This is a genomic window from Bradyrhizobium vignae (assembly GCF_900324035.1).
GTDB lineage: Bacteria > Pseudomonadota > Alphaproteobacteria > Rhizobiales > Xanthobacteraceae > Bradyrhizobium > Bradyrhizobium vignae.
Map to the genome: position 1 here is coordinate 4,884,580 of NZ_LS398110.1, position 21,096 is coordinate 4,905,675.

General features: G+C 63.9%; 22 protein-coding genes. 7 read left to right on the top strand and 15 right to left on the bottom strand.

Features of this window, described 5'->3' with window-relative positions:
• Nucleotides 1–13 precede the first annotated feature (13 nt).
• Entirely contained in the window at nucleotides 14–1,303 is a 1,290-nt protein-coding gene (locus BRAD3257_RS23870; RefSeq protein ID WP_122403867.1) for a M20/M25/M40 family metallo-hydrolase, read from the top strand.
• A gap of 58 nt (nucleotides 1,304–1,361) precedes the next feature.
• Here the strand turns inward: BRAD3257_RS23870 and BRAD3257_RS23875 are convergent, their stop codons facing one another.
• The gene (locus tag BRAD3257_RS23875; protein WP_122403868.1) at nucleotides 1,362–2,813 is read right to left on the bottom strand and encodes a sensor histidine kinase; all 1,452 of its coding nucleotides are present in this window, start codon (nucleotides 2,811–2,813) and stop codon (nucleotides 1,362–1,364) included.
• A 1-nt stretch (nucleotide 2,814) separates the two neighbouring features.
• Nucleotides 2,815–3,489, bottom strand: coding sequence for a response regulator (locus BRAD3257_RS23880; RefSeq protein WP_122406733.1), 675 nt, complete (start codon nucleotides 3,487–3,489; stop codon nucleotides 2,815–2,817).
• A 202-nt stretch (nucleotides 3,490–3,691) separates the two neighbouring features.
• Between BRAD3257_RS23880 and BRAD3257_RS23885 the strand changes: the two genes are divergently transcribed.
• A complete protein-coding gene (locus BRAD3257_RS23885) occupies nucleotides 3,692–3,928 on the top strand; it encodes a hypothetical protein (RefSeq protein ID WP_162500332.1) in 237 nt (78 codons plus the stop codon).
• Nucleotides 3,929–4,037: 109 nt separating this feature from the next.
• Here the strand turns inward: BRAD3257_RS23885 and BRAD3257_RS23890 are convergent, their stop codons facing one another.
• The 6 genes from BRAD3257_RS23890 to BRAD3257_RS23915 form a co-directional block, all read right to left on the bottom strand.
• Complete coding sequence (locus BRAD3257_RS23890) at nucleotides 4,038–5,309, bottom strand: NRAMP family divalent metal transporter (RefSeq protein ID WP_122403870.1); 1,272 nt, start codon at nucleotides 5,307–5,309, stop codon at nucleotides 4,038–4,040.
• Nucleotides 5,310–5,442: 133 nt separating this feature from the next.
• On the bottom strand, nucleotides 5,443–5,793 hold the full coding sequence (locus BRAD3257_RS23895; RefSeq protein WP_122406734.1) for a YunG family protein: 351 nt from the start codon (nucleotides 5,791–5,793) through the stop codon (nucleotides 5,443–5,445).
• A gap of 347 nt (nucleotides 5,794–6,140) precedes the next feature.
• On the bottom strand, nucleotides 6,141–7,229 hold the full coding sequence (locus BRAD3257_RS23900; RefSeq protein WP_122403871.1) for a TRAP transporter substrate-binding protein: 1,089 nt from the start codon (nucleotides 7,227–7,229) through the stop codon (nucleotides 6,141–6,143).
• Nucleotides 7,230–7,392: 163 nt separating this feature from the next.
• Nucleotides 7,393–8,481 carry a TRAP transporter substrate-binding protein gene (locus BRAD3257_RS23905; protein WP_122403872.1) on the bottom strand — a complete coding sequence of 363 codons (1,089 nt, stop codon included), beginning with the start codon at nucleotides 8,479–8,481 and terminating at the stop codon, nucleotides 7,393–7,395.
• A gap of 204 nt (nucleotides 8,482–8,685) precedes the next feature.
• A complete protein-coding gene (locus tag BRAD3257_RS23910; RefSeq protein ID WP_122403873.1) occupies nucleotides 8,686–9,822 on the bottom strand; it encodes an Mrp/NBP35 family ATP-binding protein in 1,137 nt (378 codons plus the stop codon).
• Between the two features lie 53 nt (nucleotides 9,823–9,875).
• On the bottom strand, nucleotides 9,876–10,313 hold the full coding sequence (locus BRAD3257_RS23915; RefSeq protein WP_122403874.1) for a VOC family protein: 438 nt from the start codon (nucleotides 10,311–10,313) through the stop codon (nucleotides 9,876–9,878).
• A 184-nt stretch (nucleotides 10,314–10,497) separates the two neighbouring features.
• Here BRAD3257_RS23915 and BRAD3257_RS23920 point away from each other — a divergent pair, with 184 nt between their 5' ends.
• From BRAD3257_RS23920 to BRAD3257_RS23940, 5 genes are all read left to right on the top strand, one after another.
• A complete protein-coding gene (locus BRAD3257_RS23920; protein ID WP_122403875.1) occupies nucleotides 10,498–11,370 on the top strand; it encodes an NAD(P)-dependent oxidoreductase in 873 nt (290 codons plus the stop codon).
• Between the two features lie 22 nt (nucleotides 11,371–11,392).
• Entirely contained in the window at nucleotides 11,393–12,670 is a 1,278-nt protein-coding gene (gene nhaD, locus BRAD3257_RS23925; RefSeq protein WP_122403876.1) for a sodium:proton antiporter NhaD, read from the top strand.
• Nucleotides 12,671–12,807: 137 nt separating this feature from the next.
• Complete coding sequence (locus BRAD3257_RS23930) at nucleotides 12,808–14,403, top strand: sensor histidine kinase (protein WP_162500333.1); 1,596 nt, start codon at nucleotides 12,808–12,810, stop codon at nucleotides 14,401–14,403.
• 44 nt (nucleotides 14,404–14,447) lie between these two features.
• Entirely contained in the window at nucleotides 14,448–14,651 is a 204-nt protein-coding gene (locus BRAD3257_RS23935) for a DUF1289 domain-containing protein (protein ID WP_122403878.1), read from the top strand.
• Nucleotides 14,652–14,679: 28 nt separating this feature from the next.
• The gene (locus BRAD3257_RS23940; RefSeq protein ID WP_122403879.1) at nucleotides 14,680–15,234 is read left to right on the top strand and encodes a TIGR02281 family clan AA aspartic protease; all 555 of its coding nucleotides are present in this window, start codon (nucleotides 14,680–14,682) and stop codon (nucleotides 15,232–15,234) included.
• A gap of 10 nt (nucleotides 15,235–15,244) precedes the next feature.
• On the opposite strand, the gene dusA is transcribed toward BRAD3257_RS23940, so the two are convergent.
• The 7 genes from dusA to dhaL form a co-directional block, all read right to left on the bottom strand.
• Nucleotides 15,245–16,240 (bottom strand): tRNA dihydrouridine(20/20a) synthase DusA, encoded by a 996-nt coding sequence (dusA, locus tag BRAD3257_RS23945; protein ID WP_283809892.1) that lies wholly within the window; start codon nucleotides 16,238–16,240, stop codon nucleotides 15,245–15,247.
• Nucleotides 16,241–16,684: 444 nt separating this feature from the next.
• Complete coding sequence (dhaK, locus tag BRAD3257_RS23950; protein WP_122403881.1) at nucleotides 16,685–17,668, bottom strand: dihydroxyacetone kinase subunit DhaK; 984 nt, start codon at nucleotides 17,666–17,668, stop codon at nucleotides 16,685–16,687.
• 33 nt (nucleotides 17,669–17,701) lie between these two features.
• Nucleotides 17,702–18,124 carry a hypothetical protein gene (locus BRAD3257_RS23955; protein ID WP_122403882.1) on the bottom strand — a complete coding sequence of 141 codons (423 nt, stop codon included), beginning with the start codon at nucleotides 18,122–18,124 and terminating at the stop codon, nucleotides 17,702–17,704.
• The gene (gene ptsP / locus BRAD3257_RS23960) at nucleotides 18,117–19,736 is read right to left on the bottom strand and encodes a phosphoenolpyruvate--protein phosphotransferase (protein ID WP_122403883.1); all 1,620 of its coding nucleotides are present in this window, start codon (nucleotides 19,734–19,736) and stop codon (nucleotides 18,117–18,119) included. The genes BRAD3257_RS23955 and ptsP overlap by 8 nt, the downstream gene beginning before the upstream one ends.
• 1 nt (nucleotide 19,737) lies before the next feature.
• Nucleotides 19,738–20,046, bottom strand: a complete 309-nt coding sequence (locus BRAD3257_RS23965; RefSeq protein ID WP_122403884.1) for an HPr family phosphocarrier protein — start codon at nucleotides 20,044–20,046, stop codon at nucleotides 19,738–19,740.
• A gap of 25 nt (nucleotides 20,047–20,071) precedes the next feature.
• Nucleotides 20,072–20,464, bottom strand: coding sequence for a dihydroxyacetone kinase phosphoryl donor subunit DhaM (gene dhaM / locus BRAD3257_RS23970; RefSeq protein ID WP_122403885.1), 393 nt, complete (start codon nucleotides 20,462–20,464; stop codon nucleotides 20,072–20,074).
• Entirely contained in the window at nucleotides 20,461–21,084 is a 624-nt protein-coding gene (dhaL, locus tag BRAD3257_RS23975; protein WP_122403886.1) for a dihydroxyacetone kinase subunit DhaL, read from the bottom strand. Before dhaL ends, dhaM begins: the two co-directional genes overlap by 4 nt.
• Nucleotides 21,085–21,096: the final 12 nt, after the last annotated feature.

The window sequence follows — 21,096 nt, forward strand, 5'->3', positions numbered from 1 at the left end:
AGGACCGCCGCGCATGCCCCGATCGCACCCTGTTCCCTCGCTCGTCGCTCCGTTGATCGCCTCGCTGTGGCTGGCATGTGCCGCCACCGTCGCGCATGCCGAGCCGATCGCCGATGTCCATGCGCTGGCGCAAAAGGAACAGCAGCCGCTGCTCGACACGCTGCGCGATCTCGTCAACATCGAATCCGGCAGCAAGGACATCGAGGGCCTGAACCAGATCGCCGAGCGTGTTGCCGGTCAGCTCAAGCAGCTCGGCGGCACGGTGGAGATCCTGCAACCGACCGACATCTATCGCCTCGACGACACCCCCGAAAAGATCGGGCCGGCCGTGCGCGCCGTGTTCAAGGGCACGGGGGATAAGAAGATCATGCTGATCGCCCACATGGACACGGTGTACCTGAAGGGCATGCTGAAGGACCAGCCGTTCCGCGTCGAGGGCGACAAAGCCTACGGCCTGGGCATTGCCGACGACAAGCAGGGCGTCGCGCTCATTCTGCACACCGTCGCCCTGCTGCAGAAGCTGAACTTCAAGGATTACGGCACGCTCACCGTGCTCACGAACGGCGACGAGGAGATCTCCTCCCCCGGCTGGCGCAGCACCATCACACGCCTCGCCTCGGATCAGGACGTGGTGTTCTCGTTCGAAGGCGGCGGCACCGACGGGACGCTGCGTCTCGCGACCAGCGGCATCGGCTCGGCCTATCTCACCGTGCAGGGGAAGTCGTCACATGCGGGCGCACGGCCCGAGGGCGGCGTGAATGCGCTGTACGAGCTGTCGCACCAGGTGCTGCAGATGAAGGATCTGTCCAAACCCGAGCAGGGCCTGAAGCTGAACTGGACCGTCTCAAAGGCCGGCACCAACCGCAATGTGATCCCCGCCGAGGCCACGGCCCAGGCTGATGCACGCGCGCTCAAGGTGTCCGACTTCGACAAGTTGCAGAAGGTGCTGCAGGACAAGATCAAGAATCGGCTGCTGCCCGACTCCAGGGTCGACCTGAAGTTCGAGGTACGACGCCCGCCACTCGAAGCCAACGAGGCCTCGCGCCGGGTGGCGGCCCATGGCAAGACGGTCTACGGAGAGATCGGGCTATCCCTCAAGGTGGACGAGAAGGCGACCGGCGGCGGCACCGATGCGGCTTTTGCCGCGCTGCAGTCCAAAGGAGCCGTGGTGGAAGGCATGGGCCTGTCGGGCTTCGGCGCGCACTCCAACGATGCCGAATATGTGAAGCTCGACAGCATCGTGCCGCGGCTGTATCTGGCGACGCGCATGATCATGGACTTGTCCACCGGCAAGCTGAAATAGGGACGGCGCTTTCTTCCTTCTCCCTTGTGGGAGAAGGTGGCGCGAACGCAAGAACCCCTCACCCGTCTCGCCGCTGACGCGGCGCGCCACCCTCTCCCACAAGGCGAGAGGGTGTAGCGTCACTGCCGCGCCAGCTCTTCTCAACAGTCTTTAGCGTCTTCACCAACCTGAACCGAAGCGTGAACTCCGCACCGCCGCCTGCAAGGTTCTCCACCGCAACCGTGGCCGCGTGATCGTCCGCCACTGCGCGCACGATCGAGAGTCCCAGCCCCGCACCGTCGCTGCGCCGGCGGTCGCCGCGCCAGAAGCGCTGGAAGATCAGCTCGCGTTCGGCTTCCGGGATGCCCGGGCCGTGGTCACGTACGCGCACCGAACCGTCTTCGCGCACCTCGACATCGACGGAGGTGTCCTTTGCCGTGAACTTGATGGCGTTTTCCGCAAGGTTGAAGATCGCACGCTGGAGCATCTCGGAATTGCCGTGGATCTCGACCGGTGCGTCCGTGCCCTTCAGCTCGATATCCTTGTGCTGCGCAATCGCGAACGGCGCGATCGAGCCGACCACCTCGGCGCAGACGGCGCGCAAATCCGCGGTCTCGCCGGGATCGAGCACCAATGTGTCGAGTTCGGCGATCTCCAGCAGCTGGGCGACGAGGCGGCTCATGGTTTCGATGTCGGCATGCAGCGCCTGTCGTGCCGCACGGTCGTCGAGCGTCTCGATGCGCGTGCGCAGGATCGCGAGCGGCGTGCGCAACTGATGCGCGGCGTCCGCCGTGAACTGCCGCTGCACGCGAAAGCCGCCCTCGAGGCGATCGAGTGCCTGGTTCACGGCGGTGACCAGCGGCAGGATCTCGCGCGGGATCTGTGCCGTAGGCAAGCGGATGTCGGTCCGCGCCGGGCCGATATTGCTGGCCTCCTCCGAGGCCTTCCACAGCGGCGCAATCGCCCGGCGGAAGATGATGATGTCGGTGGCAAGCAGGACCAGGAGGATCGGGATGGTGATCCAACCGACCCGCCGGAAGAAGTTCGAGACGATGTCGTCGATGATGACGTCGCGGTGCGCGAGATCCTCGGCAACCTGGATGCGCACCGTCTTGCCGTCGATGTCGCGGGTGACGCCGGCGCCGGAAATGGTATCGGACAAGCGCGGCGCCGCCACCGCGGGAGAACGCCGGTGGGAGGAGAACAGCAGCCGGCCTTCGGCGTCGCGAATGTCGTACTGGTAGCGGCCATAGGCGTCTGAATAGAGGCCCTTGAGGCTGTCGGGCAGGTTGAAGGTCAACGTACCGTCCGGCTGCGCGACGATGCGCTCCGCCAGCACCTCGGCCTGGGCGCGCATGGCGTCGCGATGCAGCTGGCTGATCTCGGAATTGAGCAGCCAGAACAGTACCAGCGGCAGGAAGATCGCGACCACCGCGACCGCAACGATGTGGAGGAACACGATGCGCCAGATCAGCGATTTGAAGGTCGGCGACCTGCCATAGGACCCGGCGCCGGATCCGAGCTGGGTCACGCTATTTCTCCTCGGTCATGAGATAGCCGACGCCCCGGATGGTGTGGATCACCACCTTGGCGCCATGTTCCGCCAGCTGCTTGCGCAGTCGCGAGACATAGACCTCGACCGCGTTGGAAGCGACTTCGCCTTCGAGCCCGAAGATGTGGTCCTCGACGTTCTTCTTCGGCACGACCCGCCCCTGCCGGCGTAGCAGGATCTCGAGCACCGAGGTCTCGCGCGCGGAGATGATCCGCGGCTGGTCGTCGACGAAGATCTGGCGGCTCTCGGTGTCGTAGACGAGGTTGGCGAGACTGAGCGAGCGGCCGAGCAGCTGGCCCGGCCGGCGCAGGATCGCCTCCAGCCGCGCCACCAGTTCCTCCATCGCGAACGGTTTTACGAGGTAGTCGTCGGCACCGCTGCGCAAGCCGCTGACGCGATCCTGCACGCCGCCCCGCGCGGTCAGCACCAGCACCGGCAGCGGCTCCATCTTGAGGCGCAGCTCGCGCAGCACCGACAGGCCGTCGCCGTCGGGCAGGCCAAGGTCGAGAATCATCGCGGCATAGCTGACACTGCTCACCGCCTCGCGTGCCTCGGCCGCGCTGCCGACGATGTCGCTCTCATAGCCGGCCGCCGCCAGCCCGCCGGCAACGAGCCGCGACAGCTCGACATTGTCCTCAACGATCAGAAGGCGCATCAAAGTCCCGCCGGACAGCCCGGTGTCATTGTACGGCGTGCGCCGCATCGGCGCTCTCTTCCACTATTCCGAGCGCTTGGGCCAGTGAAAAAGCAGCCGGTTGACTAGTCAAGATCTTGTCAGCTTCATGTCAGCCGATCAGATGTGTTCCAGTGGTTGACCAGACCAGCAAATTCGGCCCCAGGACGAAAGGATGAGCTTCATGAGCAGACCGTTGAAAACGGAAAGCGAGCTGATTGCAATGGCAAGGGCCGAGTTGAAGGCTCACGCCGACTGTCCCGACACAATGACGATTTCCATCATTCGCGACGGCAGTTCCTGGGAGTTTCGAGCCAGCGCAGATCAGGCCACGTCGGATCGGCCCGGTTATCCGGAATGTGTCGCCATGCTGGTTCAGATCGGCGATCACCTCAGCAAGCAGTACGACCTTAAGGGTTAGATCACCCCCGCGCTTCGAACAGCGCGTAGCGGCTTCAGAACGTGTGTTCGAGCACCATCGTCAGACCGGCTGCGAACCCGATGACGACCAGCAATGAAAGAGTACGACTTTAAAGGAACCACGTTACTACGAGCCCGGCGCTGGCCGAGAACACGGCGGCCGTGGTGATCCAGCCGAGCGCGTTCATCCACGCAGAATTCACCTTGTCCCCCATGATCTTGCGGTTGTTCGTCATAAACATGATCAGCAGCAAGAGCGGCGGGGTCGAAAATCCCTGAACGATCCCCGACCAGACCAGGGCCTGCATCGGATTGAAACCAAGGAAGTTCAGAGCGACAGCAATCGCTGTGAGTCCGGCAATCGCCCAATAGAATCCTGGTGCTTCGCGTGGACGGGCGTGAAGGCTGGCCCTCCAGCCGAGCGCCTGCGCTAGATCGTACGCGGCGCCGGCAGTCATCACCGGTACGGCGAGAAACCCGACGCCTATGATGCCAGCGGTAAACAGCACGCTTGCGCCCGCACCAGCAAGAGGGCGCAACGCCTCCGCCGCTTGCGCAGCGGTTTCTATGTTGATCTGGCCGTGGTCGTGGAGCGTGACTCCTGTGGACATGATGATGAAATACATGACGGCATTGGAAAACAGCATGCCGATGAGCACGTCGCGGCGGCTGCGGGAGAGCTCGGTACTGGATGCTCCGATGCGCTGAGAAAGTCTGATCTTCCCTTCCTCAATCTTCTCTTCGACCTGCTGGTTGGATTCCCAAGTGTAGATATAGGCCGACAACGAAGTCCCGATGATCGCGACGACGATGGACAGAAAGTGCCGGTCTAACCGCACCGTGGGGATGAATGTGCCAATCAAGACCTCTGCAGGATCTGGCTGAGCGAGCAGAGCGGCGGCCGCGTAGGCGAGCAGCGCCAGGGCGAGCCAGCGGAAGATCGCCCGTATGGTTGCGTAAGATCCCCACAATTGAAGTGCCAGCAGTACGACGGCGACTGCAACCACGATCCATGGAACGGGGAGCGGAATGAAAATGCCGAGCGCGGCGGCCATGCCGCCGAGATCGGCGGCCGCTTCGATCGTGTTGCCGATCATCACGCCCACCAGCACAGCCCAGAGCAGCCAGCGCGGATAGAAGTCTCGGATGACGTGGAAGAGCCCTCGTCCCGAAACTTGCCCCAACTTCGAGGACAGGTAGACGACCGTGAACATCATCGGCAGGACGACAGGCGCCAACCAGAGGATTTGTGTTCCGAATTGCGCCCCGGCGCTGGCATAGGTGCCGATTGCGGAAGGATCGTCGTCGGCCGCCCCGGTGATGACGCCCACCCCTATCGACCTTGCGAGCCCTCGTTCCTTCTGGTCGTCCTTGTCGGCCATGTAATCCGCGGCACTCCTTGCCCTTTGACGTCGACAAGTGCCGGCGGCTGATCGTAGTTCCTATGCGATGACGTGGTCCGCGGCGGCCTCACCGGACCTTCCGAAGCGAGGCGCCAGGTTGCCTCCTCCTCACTTAAGCTGGCTTGATACGCTGCGACTCGAAGGCCGCTCTGAGTGCAGCCAGCTGGTCGCCTGTTGCTCCCAGCTCTGCCTCGGCCGGATCCGCAGGTAGATCCGCGTAAACAATCGGCTGATCGAACTGGCTCGCCGTGAAGTCGTATCTCTGCCCTTCAATCCGGTTGTAGAAGTGGTCGCCGGCCGACAAGGGCGTCTTCAGTAATTCACCGCAGAAGAGTTCTCGTATCAGCAATGCCGTGACGTTGCATTGCCCTGCCGCCGGATTATCCGCACTCCATTGGCTTGAGGTCGACAATGACCACGCCTTGCGAAGCGCCCTTTGGACGGCGTCGGGATCGAAGCTCATCGTCGTCTCCAGAGTGGGTGCCGGCGAGATATTTCGGATTATTCGATACTCATACTCTGCCACTGTTTTGCCCGACAGGTCAAACCGCTCCTGGTTCGTAGGAGCTGTTGAGCGGAACGATCCTTCGATCGAGCCGGCTCCGGAGTCGCCCTCTCCTGCATGCCGCAGCACAGACCCGCCTCCCGCGAAGACCGTTTGTACCGCCAATTTTTTTCACGACTTATCAATCGGTTGGCTACTGTGCATGGGGTTGTTTTTCGAGTTTTGAGTGGGGCACTCTTCGCGACGCCCAAAAAGAACGCCCCGGAGCCTTCGCTCCGGAGCGCTGCATGCGACAGATGACGTGATCAGCTCTGTGAGCGCCGCGCCATGAAGATGTCGTAGCCGACCTCGGCGACCTGGAACCAGGCGTAGCCGTCGCCCGTGAACTTGGCGAGGGAGTCGTGCACCTTCTTGAAGTTGGGGTTGGTTGCGCCAACTTCGGCGTGCAGCTCCTTGGCGGCCTTGTAGCAGGCATCCATGATCGCCGGCGAGAAGGCGTGCAGCTTGGCGCCGCCGGCAAGCAGCTTCTTCAGCGCCAGCGGATTGGCGGTGTCGTAGCGTGCCATCATGTAGTTGTTGGCATAGTGGCCGGCCTGCTCCAGCACGCTCTGGTAATATTTCGGCAGCGCGTTCCATTTGTCGAGATTGACGAAGGCCAGCAGCATCGGCCCGCCTTCCCACCAGCCGGGATAGTAGTAGTGCGGCGCGATCTTGTAGAAGCCGAGCTTCTCGTCGTCATAGGGACCAACCCATTCCGCGGCATCGATGGTGCCCTTCTCCAGCGCTGGATAGATATCGCCGCCGGCGAGCTGCTGCGGCACCACGCCGAGTTTCTGGAGCACACGGCCGGCAAAGCCGCCGATGCGGAATTTCATGCCCTTGAGATCCTCGGGCGAGTTGACCTCTTTCCTGAACCAGCCGCCCATCTGGCAGCCGGTGTTGCCCGCGAGCAGCGAGATGACGTTGTAGCTCTTGTAGAACTCGTTGAGAACGTCACGTCCGCCGCCTTGCATGTACCAGGCCTGGTTGATGCGCATGTTGGGCCCGAACGGCACGGCCGAGCCGAAGGTGAAGGTCGGGTCCTTGCCGAAATAATAGTAGGACGCGGTGTGGCCGATCTCGCAGGTGCCGTTCTGCACGGCGTCGAGCACCTGGAGACCCGGCACAATCTCGCCGGCCGCGAAGATCTGGATCTGGAATTTGTTGTCGGTCGCCTCAGCGACCATCTTGCACATCATCTCGGCACCGCCAAACAGCGTGTCGAGCGATTTCGGCCAGCTCGTGGGCATCCGCCATTTGATTTCCGGCATCGACTGCGCGATCGCGGGAGCCGCGAGCGTGGCGGCGCCGGCCGCACCAAGTCCTGTGACCTTGATGAAGTCTCTTCTCTTCATGATTTCCTACCCTGATGGATGTGCTTGTGGAGCCTTCTTGTCGAGGCTTTCCGACAGCATGGAACATCGCCGGGCCGAAAGCCATCCCGATCGCACTGCGGCAACGAAAAAGCCCGGCCTCCTGCGAGGCCGGGCTATCCGGTCTTACGACTTAAGCCGTAGATCAGCCGCGGGTGCGCGAGCGGATCATGAAGCTGTCATAGGTGTATTCGGCAACCTGCCACCACAGATATTCGTCGGAGCGGTAGGCCTGCATGGCGTCGATCGACTTCTTGAAGTCGGCGTTCTTGGCCGAGGTCTCCGCCCACAATTCGTTAGTCGCCTTGAGGCAGGCCTCCAGCACTTCGTTGGTGAAGGGACGGAGCTGGGTGCCACCCGCGACCAGACGCTTCAACGCCGACGGGTTCTGCATGTCGTAGCGCGCGGCCATCCAGGTGTTGGCATTGGCCATCGCGTTGGTGAGAATCGCCTGGTAATTCTTCGGCAGCGCATTCCACTTTTCCAGGTTGGTGAAGGCATGCACGGTCGGGCCGCCTTCCCAGAAGCCTGGATAGTAGTAGTACTTGGCGACCTTGGCGAAGCCGAGCTTCTCGTCATCGTAGGGGCCGACCCACTCGGCGGCGTCGATGGTGCCCTTTTCCAGCGCGGGATAAATGTCGCCGCCGGCGAGCTGCTGCGGCACCACGCCGACCTTCTGAAGCACCTGGCCGGCGATGCCGCCGATGCGCATCTTGAGGCCGGAGAGGTCGGCAACCGTCTTGATCTCCTTGCGGAACCAGCCGCCCATCTGGGTGCCGGTGTTGCCGCAAGGGAAGCCGATCACATTCGACTTCTTGAAGAACTCGTTGGCGAGCTCGTTGCCGCCGCCCTGGTAGAGCCACGAATTCTGCTGGCGCGCATTGAGGCCGAACGGCACCGAGGCGAAGATCGCGAAGGTCGGATCCTTGCCGACGTAATAGTAGGAGACGGTGTGGCACATCTCGACCGTGCCGTTCGAGGTCGCATCGAGGGCCTGCAGGCCAGGGACGATTTCACCGGCCGCGAACACCTGGATCTGGAACTTGTTGTCAGTCATTTCGGCGACGTATTTCGCCACCTGCTCGGCGCCGCCATAGATGGTGTCGAGTGACTTCGGAAAGCTCGAAGTCAGCCGCCACTTTACCTCGGGCGAGGACTGCGCGATCGCCGGCGAGGCCACCGCGGTCGCCGCCGCGCCTGCTGCCGACACTTTGAGAAAATCACGACGCTTCATCTCAGGTCTCTCCTTGCTGGGGCGTTTCCCCTTGACTTCTCTTCTTGCCGCCGCGCATTTCGGCGACGCGTCGGGACGCGTCGAACCGAAGGGGCTTGACTGCCGTGGGCCTTTAACACGGAAGCCCCGCTTGCGGAACGCGACAATGGCATGACGGGGCTCTACGAAAGTCGCATGTCCCCGCAGCTGGCCGCGGGGATCGGATCAGGCCGCCGCGATGACACCCTTGAGCTGGTCCCGGACCTGGCCGGCGATGGCGCGGTAGATCGCCGCATGGGGACCGTCCGGCTCGCTGTCGACCACGGGATTGCCCGCGTCCGAGGTGGCGCGAATCGCCATGTGCAGGGGGATCTCGCCCAGGAACGGTACCCCGAGCTTCTCGGCCTCATGCCGCGCCCCGCCATGACCGAAAATATCCGACCGCGTGCCGCAATGCGGGCACTGGAAGTAACTCATGTTCTCGACGATGCCGAGCACGGGCACGTTGACCTTCTTGAACATGGCAAGGCCCCGCCGCGCGTCGATCAGGGACAGATCCTGCGGGGTCGAGACGATCACGGCGCCCTTAAGCGGCACGTTCTGCGCCAGCGTGAGCTGGGCATCGCCGGTGCCCGGCGGCATGTCGACGACGAGCACGTCGAGCTTGCCCCATTCGACGTCGCGCAGCATCTGCGTCACCGCCGACATCACCATGGGACCGCGCCAGATCATCGCGGTCTCCTCCTCGACCAGGAAACCGATCGACATGATTGCGAGGCCGAAACGCCGAAGCGGAATCATCTTGCGCTCGCCGTTCAGCTCCGGCTTGTCGCGCAAGCCCGTCAGGCGTGGCACTGAGGGGCCGTAGATGTCGGCATCGAGCAGCCCGACCTTGAGGCCGAGGTCGCGCAGGCCGAGCGCCAAATTGAGCGCCGTGGTCGACTTGCCGACGCCGCCCTTGCCGGACGCCACCGCAATCACCGCGGCGACGCCGGGGATCTCAGACTGCCGTGCCATCGGCGACCCACCGCCCTGCGGCGGCTTGTGGGCATGGACCGGCTGCACGCCAGGCGAGCCGCGGCTCGGCTGCGGGGGTGGCGGCGGCGCGGCACCCGGTTTGCGCTCGGCGGTCAACGCCACCATGACCGTGGTGACGCCGGGAATGGTGCGCACGGCGGCCTCCGCTTCGGCCCGGACCGATTCCCAGGCCCTTGCCTCGGCGGCATCGACATTGATCGAGAAGAACACCTTGCCGTCCGACGCGCTGATCGCGCTCAGCACATTGGCATGGGTGAGCGCGACCCCGCGGGGTGATTTGACCTTGGTGAGGCTGTCGAGAACCTGTTGCTGCGTCACGCTCAAAGCGCATCTCCTGGACTTGAGGATGCCCCATTAGAGCGGAAACGCCCAAAAGGCTACTGCCTGCCGATATCGTCGGCTTTTTCGGCAGGCGCCGCCCCCTGCTCCCTGGCGGCCTCGTAGTTCAGCTCGATCATGACCCCGTTGGGGTCGTGGACGAAGATCTGCCAGAGGTCGCCGCCGGGCACCTGGCGGGACTCGAACTTCATCCCCTTTGACGCCAGCCGCAGTTTCATGCCGTCAAAGCCGCGACTGACGAAGGCGACGTGGTGGACAACGCCGGAATCCGGCTTTTGTGGCTCGGCGGTCGGAGAAATATCGACGAGGTGCACCACTGGCTTGCCCTCGCTATACATCCAGGCGCCCGGGAAGACGAAATTCGGCCGTGGCCCTTTTTCCAGGCCCAGCACATCCTCGTAGAAGCGGACGGTCTCGGCCAGATTCCGCGTCCGGATGTTGAAATGATCGAGGACGCCAACGCTCACGCCGCCCATGCTCTCGCTCCCTTGTTTTGAAGTCCTTAGGTCCATCATCCTAGCACAGGAGGCCGCCAAACGAAGCCGTTGCCCTCTGCCCTCAAGGGTTTATGGTGCGCCTCCGATCCGCCCTCACCGCGGAACCCAGGCGTCCCCCGCCTGGCAAGAACCGTAAAACCCAAACTACGGACAAGGTACCACAATGGCTAAAGTCGCTTTCCTCGGTCTCGGCGTGATGGGCTTCCCCATGGCCGGACACCTCGTGAAAAAAGGGGGCCATGAGGTCACCGTCTACAACCGCACCGCGGCCAAGGCGAAAGAATGGGCGGACAAATTCGGCGGCAAGACCGCACCGACGCCGAAGGCGGCCGCCGAGGGCCAGGATTTCGTGATGTGCTGCGTCGGCAACGACAACGATCTGCGCGCGGTCACGATCGGCCCCGACGGCGCGTTCGCCGGCATGAAGAAGGGTGCGACCTTCGTCGACCATACCACCGCCTCCGCCGAGGTCGCACGTGAGCTCGACGCGGCCGCCACCAAGGCCGGCTTCAAATTCGTCGATGCGCCCGTCTCCGGCGGCCAGGCCGGCGCCGAGAACGGCGTGCTGACCGTGATGTGCGGCGGCGCGCAAGACGCTTATTCGGGCGCCGAGCCGATCATCACGGGCGCCTATGCACGGATGTGCAAGCTGCTCGGGCCCGCCGGAAGCGGCCAGCTGACGAAGATGGTCAACCAGATCTGCATCGCCGGTCTGGTGCAGGGTCTCTCCGAGGGCATCCACTTCGCCAAGAAGAGTGGCCTCGACGTCGCCGCGGTGATCGAGACCATCTCGAAAGGGGCCGCACAGTCCTGGCAGATGGAGAACCGCTACAAGACCATGAACGAGGGCAAGTACGATTTCGGCTTCGCGGTCGAGTGGATGCGCAAGGACCTCTCGATCTCGCTGGCTGAAGCCCGCCGCAACGGCGCCAATCTGCCAGTGACCGCGCTGGTCGACCAGTTCTACTCCGAGGTCGAGAAGATGGGTGGCAAGCGCTGGGATACGTCGAGCCTGCTTGCACGACTCAATCGCTGACAGCTGACGTTCTGAAACGACCTTGCTGATCGCGATCGCCGCCATCTTCATCCTCGCCTATGCGGCGATCGCGCTCGAGCACCCGCTTCGCGTCAACAAGAGCGCTACGGCGCTGCTCGGCGCTGGGCTGCTGTGGACCATCTACGCTGTCGCAACCGGCGACCACGCGCTGGTCGGCCGCCAGCTCGACGCGTCCGTCGGCTCCACCGCGCAGATCGTCTTCTTCTTGATCTGCGCCATGACGATCGTCGAGGTGATCGACGCCCATGATGGCTTCGAGGTCATCACCTCGCTGATCCGCACCACGAGCCAGGTCACGCTGATCTGGCTGATCGGCTTCGTCACGTTCTTCCTCAGCGCGATTCTGGATAATCTGACGACCACCATCGTCATGATCTCGCTGATCCAGAAGCTGATCGCCCGCCGCGACGACCGCCTGTTGTTCGCCTCCCTCATCGTCATTGCCGCCAATGCCGGCGGCGCCTGGACCGTGATCGGCGACGTCACCACGACCATGTTGTGGATCGGCGGACAGATCTCGCCGCTCAAGATCATGAGCGCGGTGTTCCTGCCCTCGCTGCTCAATCTGCTGGTGCCGCTCGTCTTCATCAGCTTCTCGCTCAGGGGCAAGATCATCGCACCGCCGCCGAAAGATAACGGATTGCTGGCCGTCGACCGGTTCGAGCGCAACCTCATGTTCTATCTCGGCCTCGGCACACTGATCGCGGTGCCGGCGTTCAAGGCGGTCACGCATCTGGCGCCCTTCATGGGCATCCTGTTCGGCCTCGGCGTGCTCTGGCTGGTCGGCGAGATCGTGCATCGCCACAAGGAGGAACACGTGCGCCAGCCTCTCACGCTGGTGCACGCGCTGACCCGGATCGACATGAGCTCGGTCGTGTTCTTCGTCGGCATCCTGCTCGCGGTTGCCTGCCTCGAGCATGCCGGCCTGCTGTCGATGCTGGCGCGCTGGCTGGATACCGCCATCGACCGCCAGGACGTCATCGTCGTCGTGCTCGGCCTGCTGAGCGCCGTCATCGACAACGTACCGCTGGTCGCCGCGACCATGGGCATGTACGACCTCGCGCATTATCCGCCCGACAGCTTCATCTGGGAGTTCATCGCCTATTGCGCCGGCACCGGCGGCTCGATCCTGATCATCGGTTCGGCGGCGGGTGTTGCCGCCATGGGCCTCGAAAAGATCGAGTTCTTCTGGTACGCGCGCCGCATCGCGGGGCCGGCCTTGGTGGGATATTTGGCCGGGGCCCTGGTGTACATCGCGCAGCACGCGGCACTGCATTGAACGGCGCAGGCGAGATCCGAATTAACGCCGGGTTAACGTAATTCTTTAGCTCCTTAAGTCAGCTCTTAAGGATTTCTTGCCACAGATAGACAATGCAGAAGGCCCGCGTCCGGCGTGGGCAGGAATCGTGTTGCTTGATGAGTAACCCCGCTGAAAAGCCCGAGGTTGTGCAGCTTCCGGCCGAGCCGGTGAGCGCGCCATCGGCGAGCAGCCGAAGGGCTGCGGCGCAGCGGGTGCGCGAGGCACGCGACAAGTTAACGTCGACCAGTGGAACCCGGCCGGCCTTCGACGCCGAGATGCTGCGGCAATACGCCCAGACGCGACTGTCTGCCTCCTATGTCGTGATGCTGCTGGTGGTGGCGACCGGCATGCTGTTCGGGCTGTGGATGCAGCCGATCCCGGCCGCGGCCTGGACCGCCGGCATGCTTTGCATCCACAGCGCCATGATCCGCAGTTGCCGGCGCTTCCTGACCGAGCCCGCCTCGCCCTCCGCGACGCGCGCATGGCGGACGCGCTTTGTCATGCTCGACCTGCTCTATGGCCTGTGCTGGATGGCGATCCTGATCCATCCCGTGCTCGACATGGTCACGGAAACGCTGATGATGTTCCTGATGCTGCTGGTGATCGCAGTGTCGAGCATGCTCGCTGCCAATCTGCCGATCGCCGCCGTTGCCGCCACCGCGCCGGTCGCCGTCGCGATGGCGCTGAGCTTCGTGATGATCGGCTCGCTGGACAATTACATCCTGGCGGCACTCGCGCTCGCGGCCGAAGGCTATTTCGTCCTGCTGGCGCACCGCCTGCACTCCTCCACCTTTGCCACGCTGGAAGCGCGCGCAGAGAAGGATGCGCTGATCGGCGAGTTGGAACAGGCCAAGGCAATCTCGGACGAAGCCCGCCACCGCGCCGAAGCCGCCAATGTCGCCAAGTCGCGCTTCCTCGCGCAGATGAGCCACGAGCTGCGCACGCCGCTGAACGCCATTCTCGGCTTCTCCGAGGTGATGAAGAGCGAAATTTTCGGCGCGCATGCGGTGCCGGTTTACAAGGAGTACTCGGCGGACATCCATAATTCCGGCGTGCACCTGCTGAACCTCATCAACGAGATCCTCGATCTGTCGCGGATCGAGGCCGGCCGCTACGAACTCAACGAGGAAGCGGTGTCGCTGGTCGGTATCGTCGCAGACTGCCATCATTTGATGAAACTGCGTGCTTCGAGCCGCGGTATCACCATCCACGAAGTGTTCGAGCAGGCCATGCCGCGGCTTTGGGCCGATGAGCGCGCGATCCGCCAGGTCGTGCTCAATCTGCTCTCCAACGCGATCAAGTTCACCCCCCAAGGCGGCGAGATCTGGCTCAAGGCGGGATGGACCGCCTCGGGCGGGCAATATCTCTCGGTGAAGGATACCGGCTCCGGCATCCCCGAGGACGAGATCCCGGTGGTGCTCGCATCCTTCGGCCAAGGCTCCAATTCGATCAAGTCAGCTGAACAGGGCGCCGGCCTCGGCCTGCCGATCGCCAAGAATCTGATCGACCTGCATGGCGGCACGTTCACGCTGAAATCGAAGCTGCGCATCGGCACCGAGGTAATCGTCACCTTCCCGCCGGAGCGCGTGATGAGCGCGCTGGCGCCGCTGTCGGATGATTCTCCGCCTCTCCAGCCGGAAAGTTCCGTCCTGCCGGACGAGAAACGCCGGCCGCGCCACAAGCCGATCATGAGCGCCGGCACAGGTTCCTAACCAGATGCTTGCCGACATGCCCGATCATCCCTCACTATGTCCGAATGAGCAAAGAAACGCCGTGCGTCGCCGTCTGCATGATCGATCCCAAGACCAAACTGTGCTTCGGCTGCGGCCGGACCTTGCCCGAGATCGCGCGCTGGCACACAATGGAGAGCGTGGACCGGCTCGCGATCATGGCCCTCTTGCCGGCACGCATGGCGGAGGCTGGACTTATGCCGATTGCGGCGTCGCCGAAACGCATCTGATCCGCCTGCGTACATTCGGAGGCGCGCGATGATCCGCCTCCTGCTCGTTCTGATCATGCTCGCCGGCACGGCAGGTGCCGTCGTCGCCTATGGCGATCCCGACCAGATCGCGCGAGCCAGCCACAAGGTCTCGCACATTTTTCGCGCACAGGCCGCCTCCCCGGCACCGGCCGTCCAGATCCCGCGCAGCCAGGGCGGCGAATTCACGCTGCGCGCGAAGATCAATGGCGTCACCGCACCGATGGTGATCGATACCGGCGCGACGTCGGTGGTGCTGACCTGGGAAACCGCAAAGGCGATCGGGCTGCCGCTCGAAATGCTGGAATACGATGTCGACCTCGAGACCGCGGGCGGTCACACCAAGGCGGCCCGGCTCACGCTCGACCGTCTCGCCGTCGGCAAGCTGGTCGAGAAGTCGGTGCCGGCCCTCGTGGTGCAACGCGGCCAGATGAAGACCAATCTGCTCGGCATGAGCTTCCTGGATCGCCTGCAAAGCTGGGGCGTGCGCGCGGATACGCTGATGCTGACAGGATATCCGGAGCTCCAGAGCAGCCCTCGCCGCTCCCGCACGGCGGTCGACTAGCAAGGGGCGGCTACGCCGCCGCCTCGGCCGGCGCGCTTGCACCGACGCGCGCGATCGCATCGCGCAGCACGTCGAGACCGGCACCCGGCTTCACTCCTTGCTCGGCAAGATGGCGGCGGAACGCCCGTGCGCCGGGCACGGCATGGAATGCGCCGACGAAATGCCGCGTGATGGCGTGCAGCCGGGTGCCGCGCGCCAGCTGCCCTTCGATGTAGGGCATCATCGCCTCGAGCGCGTCCTGCATGGAGGCGTGCGGTGCCGCCTCGCCGAAGATGTCGGCATCGACGCTGAGCAGCCGCCATGGCTCCTGATAGGCGGCGCGGCCGAGCATCACGCCGTCAACATGGGCAAGATGCGCCTTTGCCTCGTCAATGCTCCGAACGCCGCCATTGATGATGACGGGCACACCAGGCATCGCGCGCTTGAGCCGATAGACGCGATCATAATCGAGCGGCGGGACGTCGCGGTTCTCCTTCGGCGACAAGCCGTTGAGCCAAGCCTTGCGCGCGTGCACGATCAGCGCATCGCAGCCGGACGCCACCACCGCACGCGCGAGCGCATCGAGCGCGACCTCCGGATCCTGGTCGTCGATCCCGATACGGCACTTCACCGTGACGGGAACGGCGACCACGTGCTTCATGGCATCAACGCATCTCGCCACGAGCTCCGGCTCCGCCATGAGGCAGGCGCCGAAACGGCCGTCCTTCACGCGATCGGAGGGGCAACCGACATTGAGATTGATCTCGTCATAGCCGAACGCCTCGCCAATCCGCGCGGCCTGCGCGAGCTCCTTGGGATCAGACCCGCCAAGCTGAAGCGCCACCGGATGCTCGCACGCGTCGAACCCTAGCAGCCGCTCCCGGTCGCCATGGATGATTGCGCCCGTGGTCAGCATCTCCGTATAGAGCAACCCCCGCCGCGTCAGTTGCCGATGGAACACCCGGCAATGCCGGTCGGTCCAGTCCATCATCGGGGCACAGCTAAATTTCCAATGATTTTCAATCACTTAAGATTCTCTGTCGATCCAATCCTGGGAGGACACGGCGACGTATCTATACTGGTTTCGTTCGGTTTTTTAGAGATGGTTCGATTATCTAGCCAGTTTTTGGGCAGTCCTTTGCTTCCAAATTTGCTGCCAAACCGGCCCACGCGACGGCTTCGCTGCGAGGGTAAGCCCCATCCACTCCAACGTCGCAGAGGGACGTGATGAACTTGGATCACACCCGGCCGATCCGACGGCGGCACATAGTGGGCTCGTCGGACCAGAGGCGTGCGACGGACAGAGAAATAGCCGTCTACCGCCACATAAAAGAAGCCGTGTCCGAGGGACACGGCAAGTTTCAGGGAGGGGGAACCGGAAAATTCCGATACGTGCGTGAGGCGTGGCCCCCGGACCGATCGTCCGCCGGAGCGCGATCGGAAAAAAATCAGCAGCCGTTCCCAGCCGCGGTCACCATTTCAACGCGGGCGTACGCACGGGATGGTCCCACAGTGCCGCGGTCTCGCTATCGAGCAGGCTCACGGTGAGCGAGCACCCGGCCATGTCCAGCGAGGTGACGAAGCTGCCGACCAGCGAGCGAGCGATGCGCAAGCCGCGCTTCTCGAGCATCCGCCGCGCAGCATTGTACATCAGATAGAGCTCGATCGTCGGCGTCCCGCCAAATCCGTTGACGAGCAGGATGGCCTCGCCCCCACCGCGCGCGTCGAGATCCTGCGCGATGGCCGTCGTCATCTCGTCTGCGATCGCATCGGCCTGCTCCAGCTTGACGCGGCGGCGCCCCGGTTCACCGTGAATGCCGACCCCCATTTCCATCTCGTCCTCCCGAAGCGAAAAGGTCGGCGTGCCCGCGGCCGGGACCGTGCAGCTCGTCAACGCCACGCCCATCGATCGCGTCCGCGCATTGACGCGCTCACCGAGCGCAACGCAACTTTTCAGGTCAGCACCCTTCTCGGCAGCCGCGCCGACGATCTTCTCGACGATCAGCGTGCCGGCCACGCCGCGGCGTCCGATGCTGTGGGTGGAGTTCTCGACCGCGACGTCATCGTCCGTCACGATCGTCGCCGTGCGGCCCTCGGCGATCTCGGCCGCCATCTCGAAATTCATGCGGTCCCCCGCATAGTTCTTCACGATGAACAGCACGCCGGCTTCACCAGAAACCGCCTGCGCGGCCTCGACGATCTGGTCCGGCGTTGGCGACGTGAAGACCTGCCCCGGACAGGCGGCATCGAGCATGCCATAGCCGACGAAGCCCGCATGCAGCGGCTCATGCCCGCTGCCGCCACCGGACACGAGTGCGACCTTCTTCGGGTTCAGCTCACGACGTCGCACGAATTTCCGCTCCGGCCCGAGCGCGACGAGATCGGCATGCGCACCAGCAAGCCCGTCGAGACTCTCTGCGAGCACGCCGTCGACCGAATTGATGAACTTCTTCACTGTCTCCTCCCCGTTTTCTCCCCTGGCCTCACGCTATTTTTCCCGCATGATGGCAATCAAGCGCCGCGCAAAATCCTGGAGCAGCGCATCGAGTTCGGCGTTCCGCTTGGCGCTGCCGAGATCCGGCAAATGCAGCGTCAAGCTCCGCTCATGCGATCCCTCCGTCAGCCGGCCGATCCGGCGCGGATGGGCACGCGCATAGGCACGAAGGAAGGCGGCCTTCGCCTGCGGCGGGAAGTGGCAGACATCGAAGATCGTATTGAGGTGCTGCACGGGTATCGGCACCGGATAGGCGGGGTTGCTGATCTGGCTGACGAAGCTGCGGTTCTTCCCGATGGCATGCGCCAGACGCAGCCGCATGCCCGACGGGCGGCTCTCCAGCACTTCCTTGAAGATGCGCTTGTAGACCGCAACAGCGCCGGCTTCTGCCGGTTCATCGATCGCCGTGTCAGCCAAGCCCGCCTCCGTTGCTCAGCCGGTCGATCGTCCGCTTGATCTGTGCGAGCGCTGATGCATTCACGGACAGCTCCCGCAAGCCGCAATTCAACAATGCGGGAAGGCAGCGCGGGTCGCTCGCCATGTCGCCGCACAGGCTGACGCTGATGCCGCCGCGCCGGCCGTGCTCCGCGGTCCGTGCGATCAGTTCGAGCAAGGCCGGATGTAGTGGATCCATCAAGGGGGCGAGAGCTCCATTGGAACGATCGCAGGCAAGGACATATTGCGCGAGATCGTTCGAGCCGATCGAGAAGAAGGAAGCCTTGAAGCTCGCAATCGCAAGGGCCGCCGCCGGGACTTCGACCATGATTCCCAGCTCGGGGAGCATCGCGTCAATGCCGTCCACCTGCAAGCGCTGCACGATTTCAGCGAACAGCTTCCGCCCTGCTTCGAGCTCGTCCGCCGATGTGACCATCGGAAACATGACCTTGAGGTTTCCGCGCACGGCGGCACGCGCGAGCGCGCGAAGTTGAACGGTAAAGACGTCGGGCCGGGCCAGGCAAAGCCGCAAGCCGCGAACCCCCAGGAAGGGATTGGCTTCGCCGTCCAGCGTGAAGCCGGGCACCGGCTTGTCGCCACCGGCGTCAAATGTACGAATGGTGACTGGACGCCGGTCGGCCCAACGCAACACCGCATCGTAGGCTGCGAACTGGGCCTCCTCGTCGGGCAGGCGCCCCCGCTCGGTGAGCAGAAATTCGGTGCGCATCAGGCCGATGCCATCTGCGTATTGTGCGTCGGCGTGATCGAGATCGTCGACGCGCTGGATATTGATGAACAGCTTGATCCGCTCGCCGCGCCACAAAGCCGTCGGCCGCCGCAGGATTGCGCGCGCAGACGCCCTGCTCTTGCGATGGTTCTCGCGCCGCTTCTCGAACAGCCGGACCTGCTCCGCATTTGGATCGAGCTCGAGCATCGCACTTTCGCCGTCGAGCAGCGCCGTGGCTCCGATCTCCGGAATGGCGCCGAGTTGCACGACCATGGGGATCCCCCGTGCCCGCGCCAGCATGGCGACGTGGCTCGTGGGGCTGCCGCGCAGGAGCGCCAGACCGCCGCCGCTGGACCAGTCGATCTCAAGGAATCGCGAGGGCGGCAGATCGTCGGCGCAGACGACGGCGCCGCTCGGAATCTTCAGGACCTGGCCTTCGCCTCCCCGCAGAATGTTGATCACGCGGTCGCGCAGGTCAGCGAGATCCGACGAGCGCGCCTTCAGATATTCGTCCTCTGCCGAATTGTAATCGGCAATCTGCTCATCGAGCGCCGAACGCCACGCGACGTCCGCAGAACTCCCCTCCCCGATCGACGCGAAGATCGCTTCGATGAAATCTTCATCCTCCAACAATGCGACCTGGAATTCGAGAATTTGCGCGGCTTCGCCTCCGGCGATCGTGGCAAGCTCCGCAATCTGCCCGCTCGCCACGTCTATCGCACTGCGCAGCGCGAGTGCCTCTTCGACCAAGGTACCCGCGACGCGCTCGCCGTTCGTGCCCGCATCGACGCGGACGAACGGGCCATGGGCAAAGCCGATCGAGGCGGTTCTGCCGCGGTAGGCCAGTCCTGTCGCGCCTCCCTGCATGCTACGAAGCTCCGTCCGGAAAATCAGTTGCGATCAGGTCGACCAGCGCCGCGACGGCGGCCTCGGCGTCACTGCCGGATGCCTTGATCTCGATCGTGCTGCCGTGCGCCGCACGCATGGCCATGATCTTGGCCACACTCTTGGCATTGATCCACTCGGCCGCGCCCGCCACCCGAACTAAAATCTGCGCCTCGAACTTCTTGGCAAGCTTTGTGAGCTTGACCGCCGGGCGTGCATGCATGCCCACCGCGTGCACCAGCCGTACATTGCCGATGAATGTCTGTCCGTCCGCTCTGTCCAGCATGCTCATCTTCCATCATCGCTTCGCCGACGCGTCAGTCGGCAGAGAGTTCCTCGGCCACGGCCTTCACCTGGGCCAGTGAGCTGCCGCCCGCCGCCTCGGTCGCCGCCATCACGGCGCCCTCGACGATCGGCGCGTTGCATACGACAACGAGCTCGCGCCGTGAGGGCTCCAGCATTTCGACCGCCATTTCGCTGTTGGTCTCTGCGCCGCCCAGATCGACGAGGATCGCGACGCCCTTCGCCGACCAGGCATCGTTGATGGCATCGATGATCAGGGAGACGCTCGTGCCGAGCCCGCCGTCGGGATTGCCGCCGCAGAAGGCCACCTTGACCTCGCTGCCGACCATCTGCCGCACCATGTCGGCGGTGCCCTTGGCGATATCCTTCGAATGCGAGACGATCACGATACCCACAGTGTCGGTCATTGCTGTCCCTCCAGGCTCGCGCAGACCGCCTGCACGAGTATGCAGCTCGAACGTGCGCCGGGATCGACATGTCCGACGCTGCGCGGCCCGAGGAACGACGCTCGCCCCTTGGTGGCCTGCATCGGTGCAGTCCGCTCGACTGCTTCGGCAGCAGTGGCTCGGACCCGCGCGATCAGATCCGGCTGACCGGCCGCCGTCCTCAACGTTTCCAGGACGGGAACAAGCACGTCGAGCATTGTCTTCTCGCCGGCCTGCGAGCGCCCCCGCGCGCTCACCGCATTCACGCCGCTGCCAAAGACGTCCGCGAGATCGTCCGGCAGGTGCTTGTCGTGCGAAAGTGCTTCGCCCGCGCCAAGAAAGAAACTGCCGTAAAGCGGCCCGGAGGCGCCTCCGACGGTCATCACCAGCGTCTTGCCGATCATCTTCAGCCCCTCGTCCAGCGGCTGCGCCGAAATGGCATCGAGCTTGCCGAGCACCGCCTCAAAGCCGCGCTTCATGTTCGTTCCATGGTCGCCGTCGCCGATCGCTTGATCCAGGGTCGTGAGTTCCGGCGCGCTCGCGATGACCTGCTCTGCGGCCATCTTGACCAGCGACTTGAATGTCTCGGGTTGCAGCGACATCGAACGGATCCT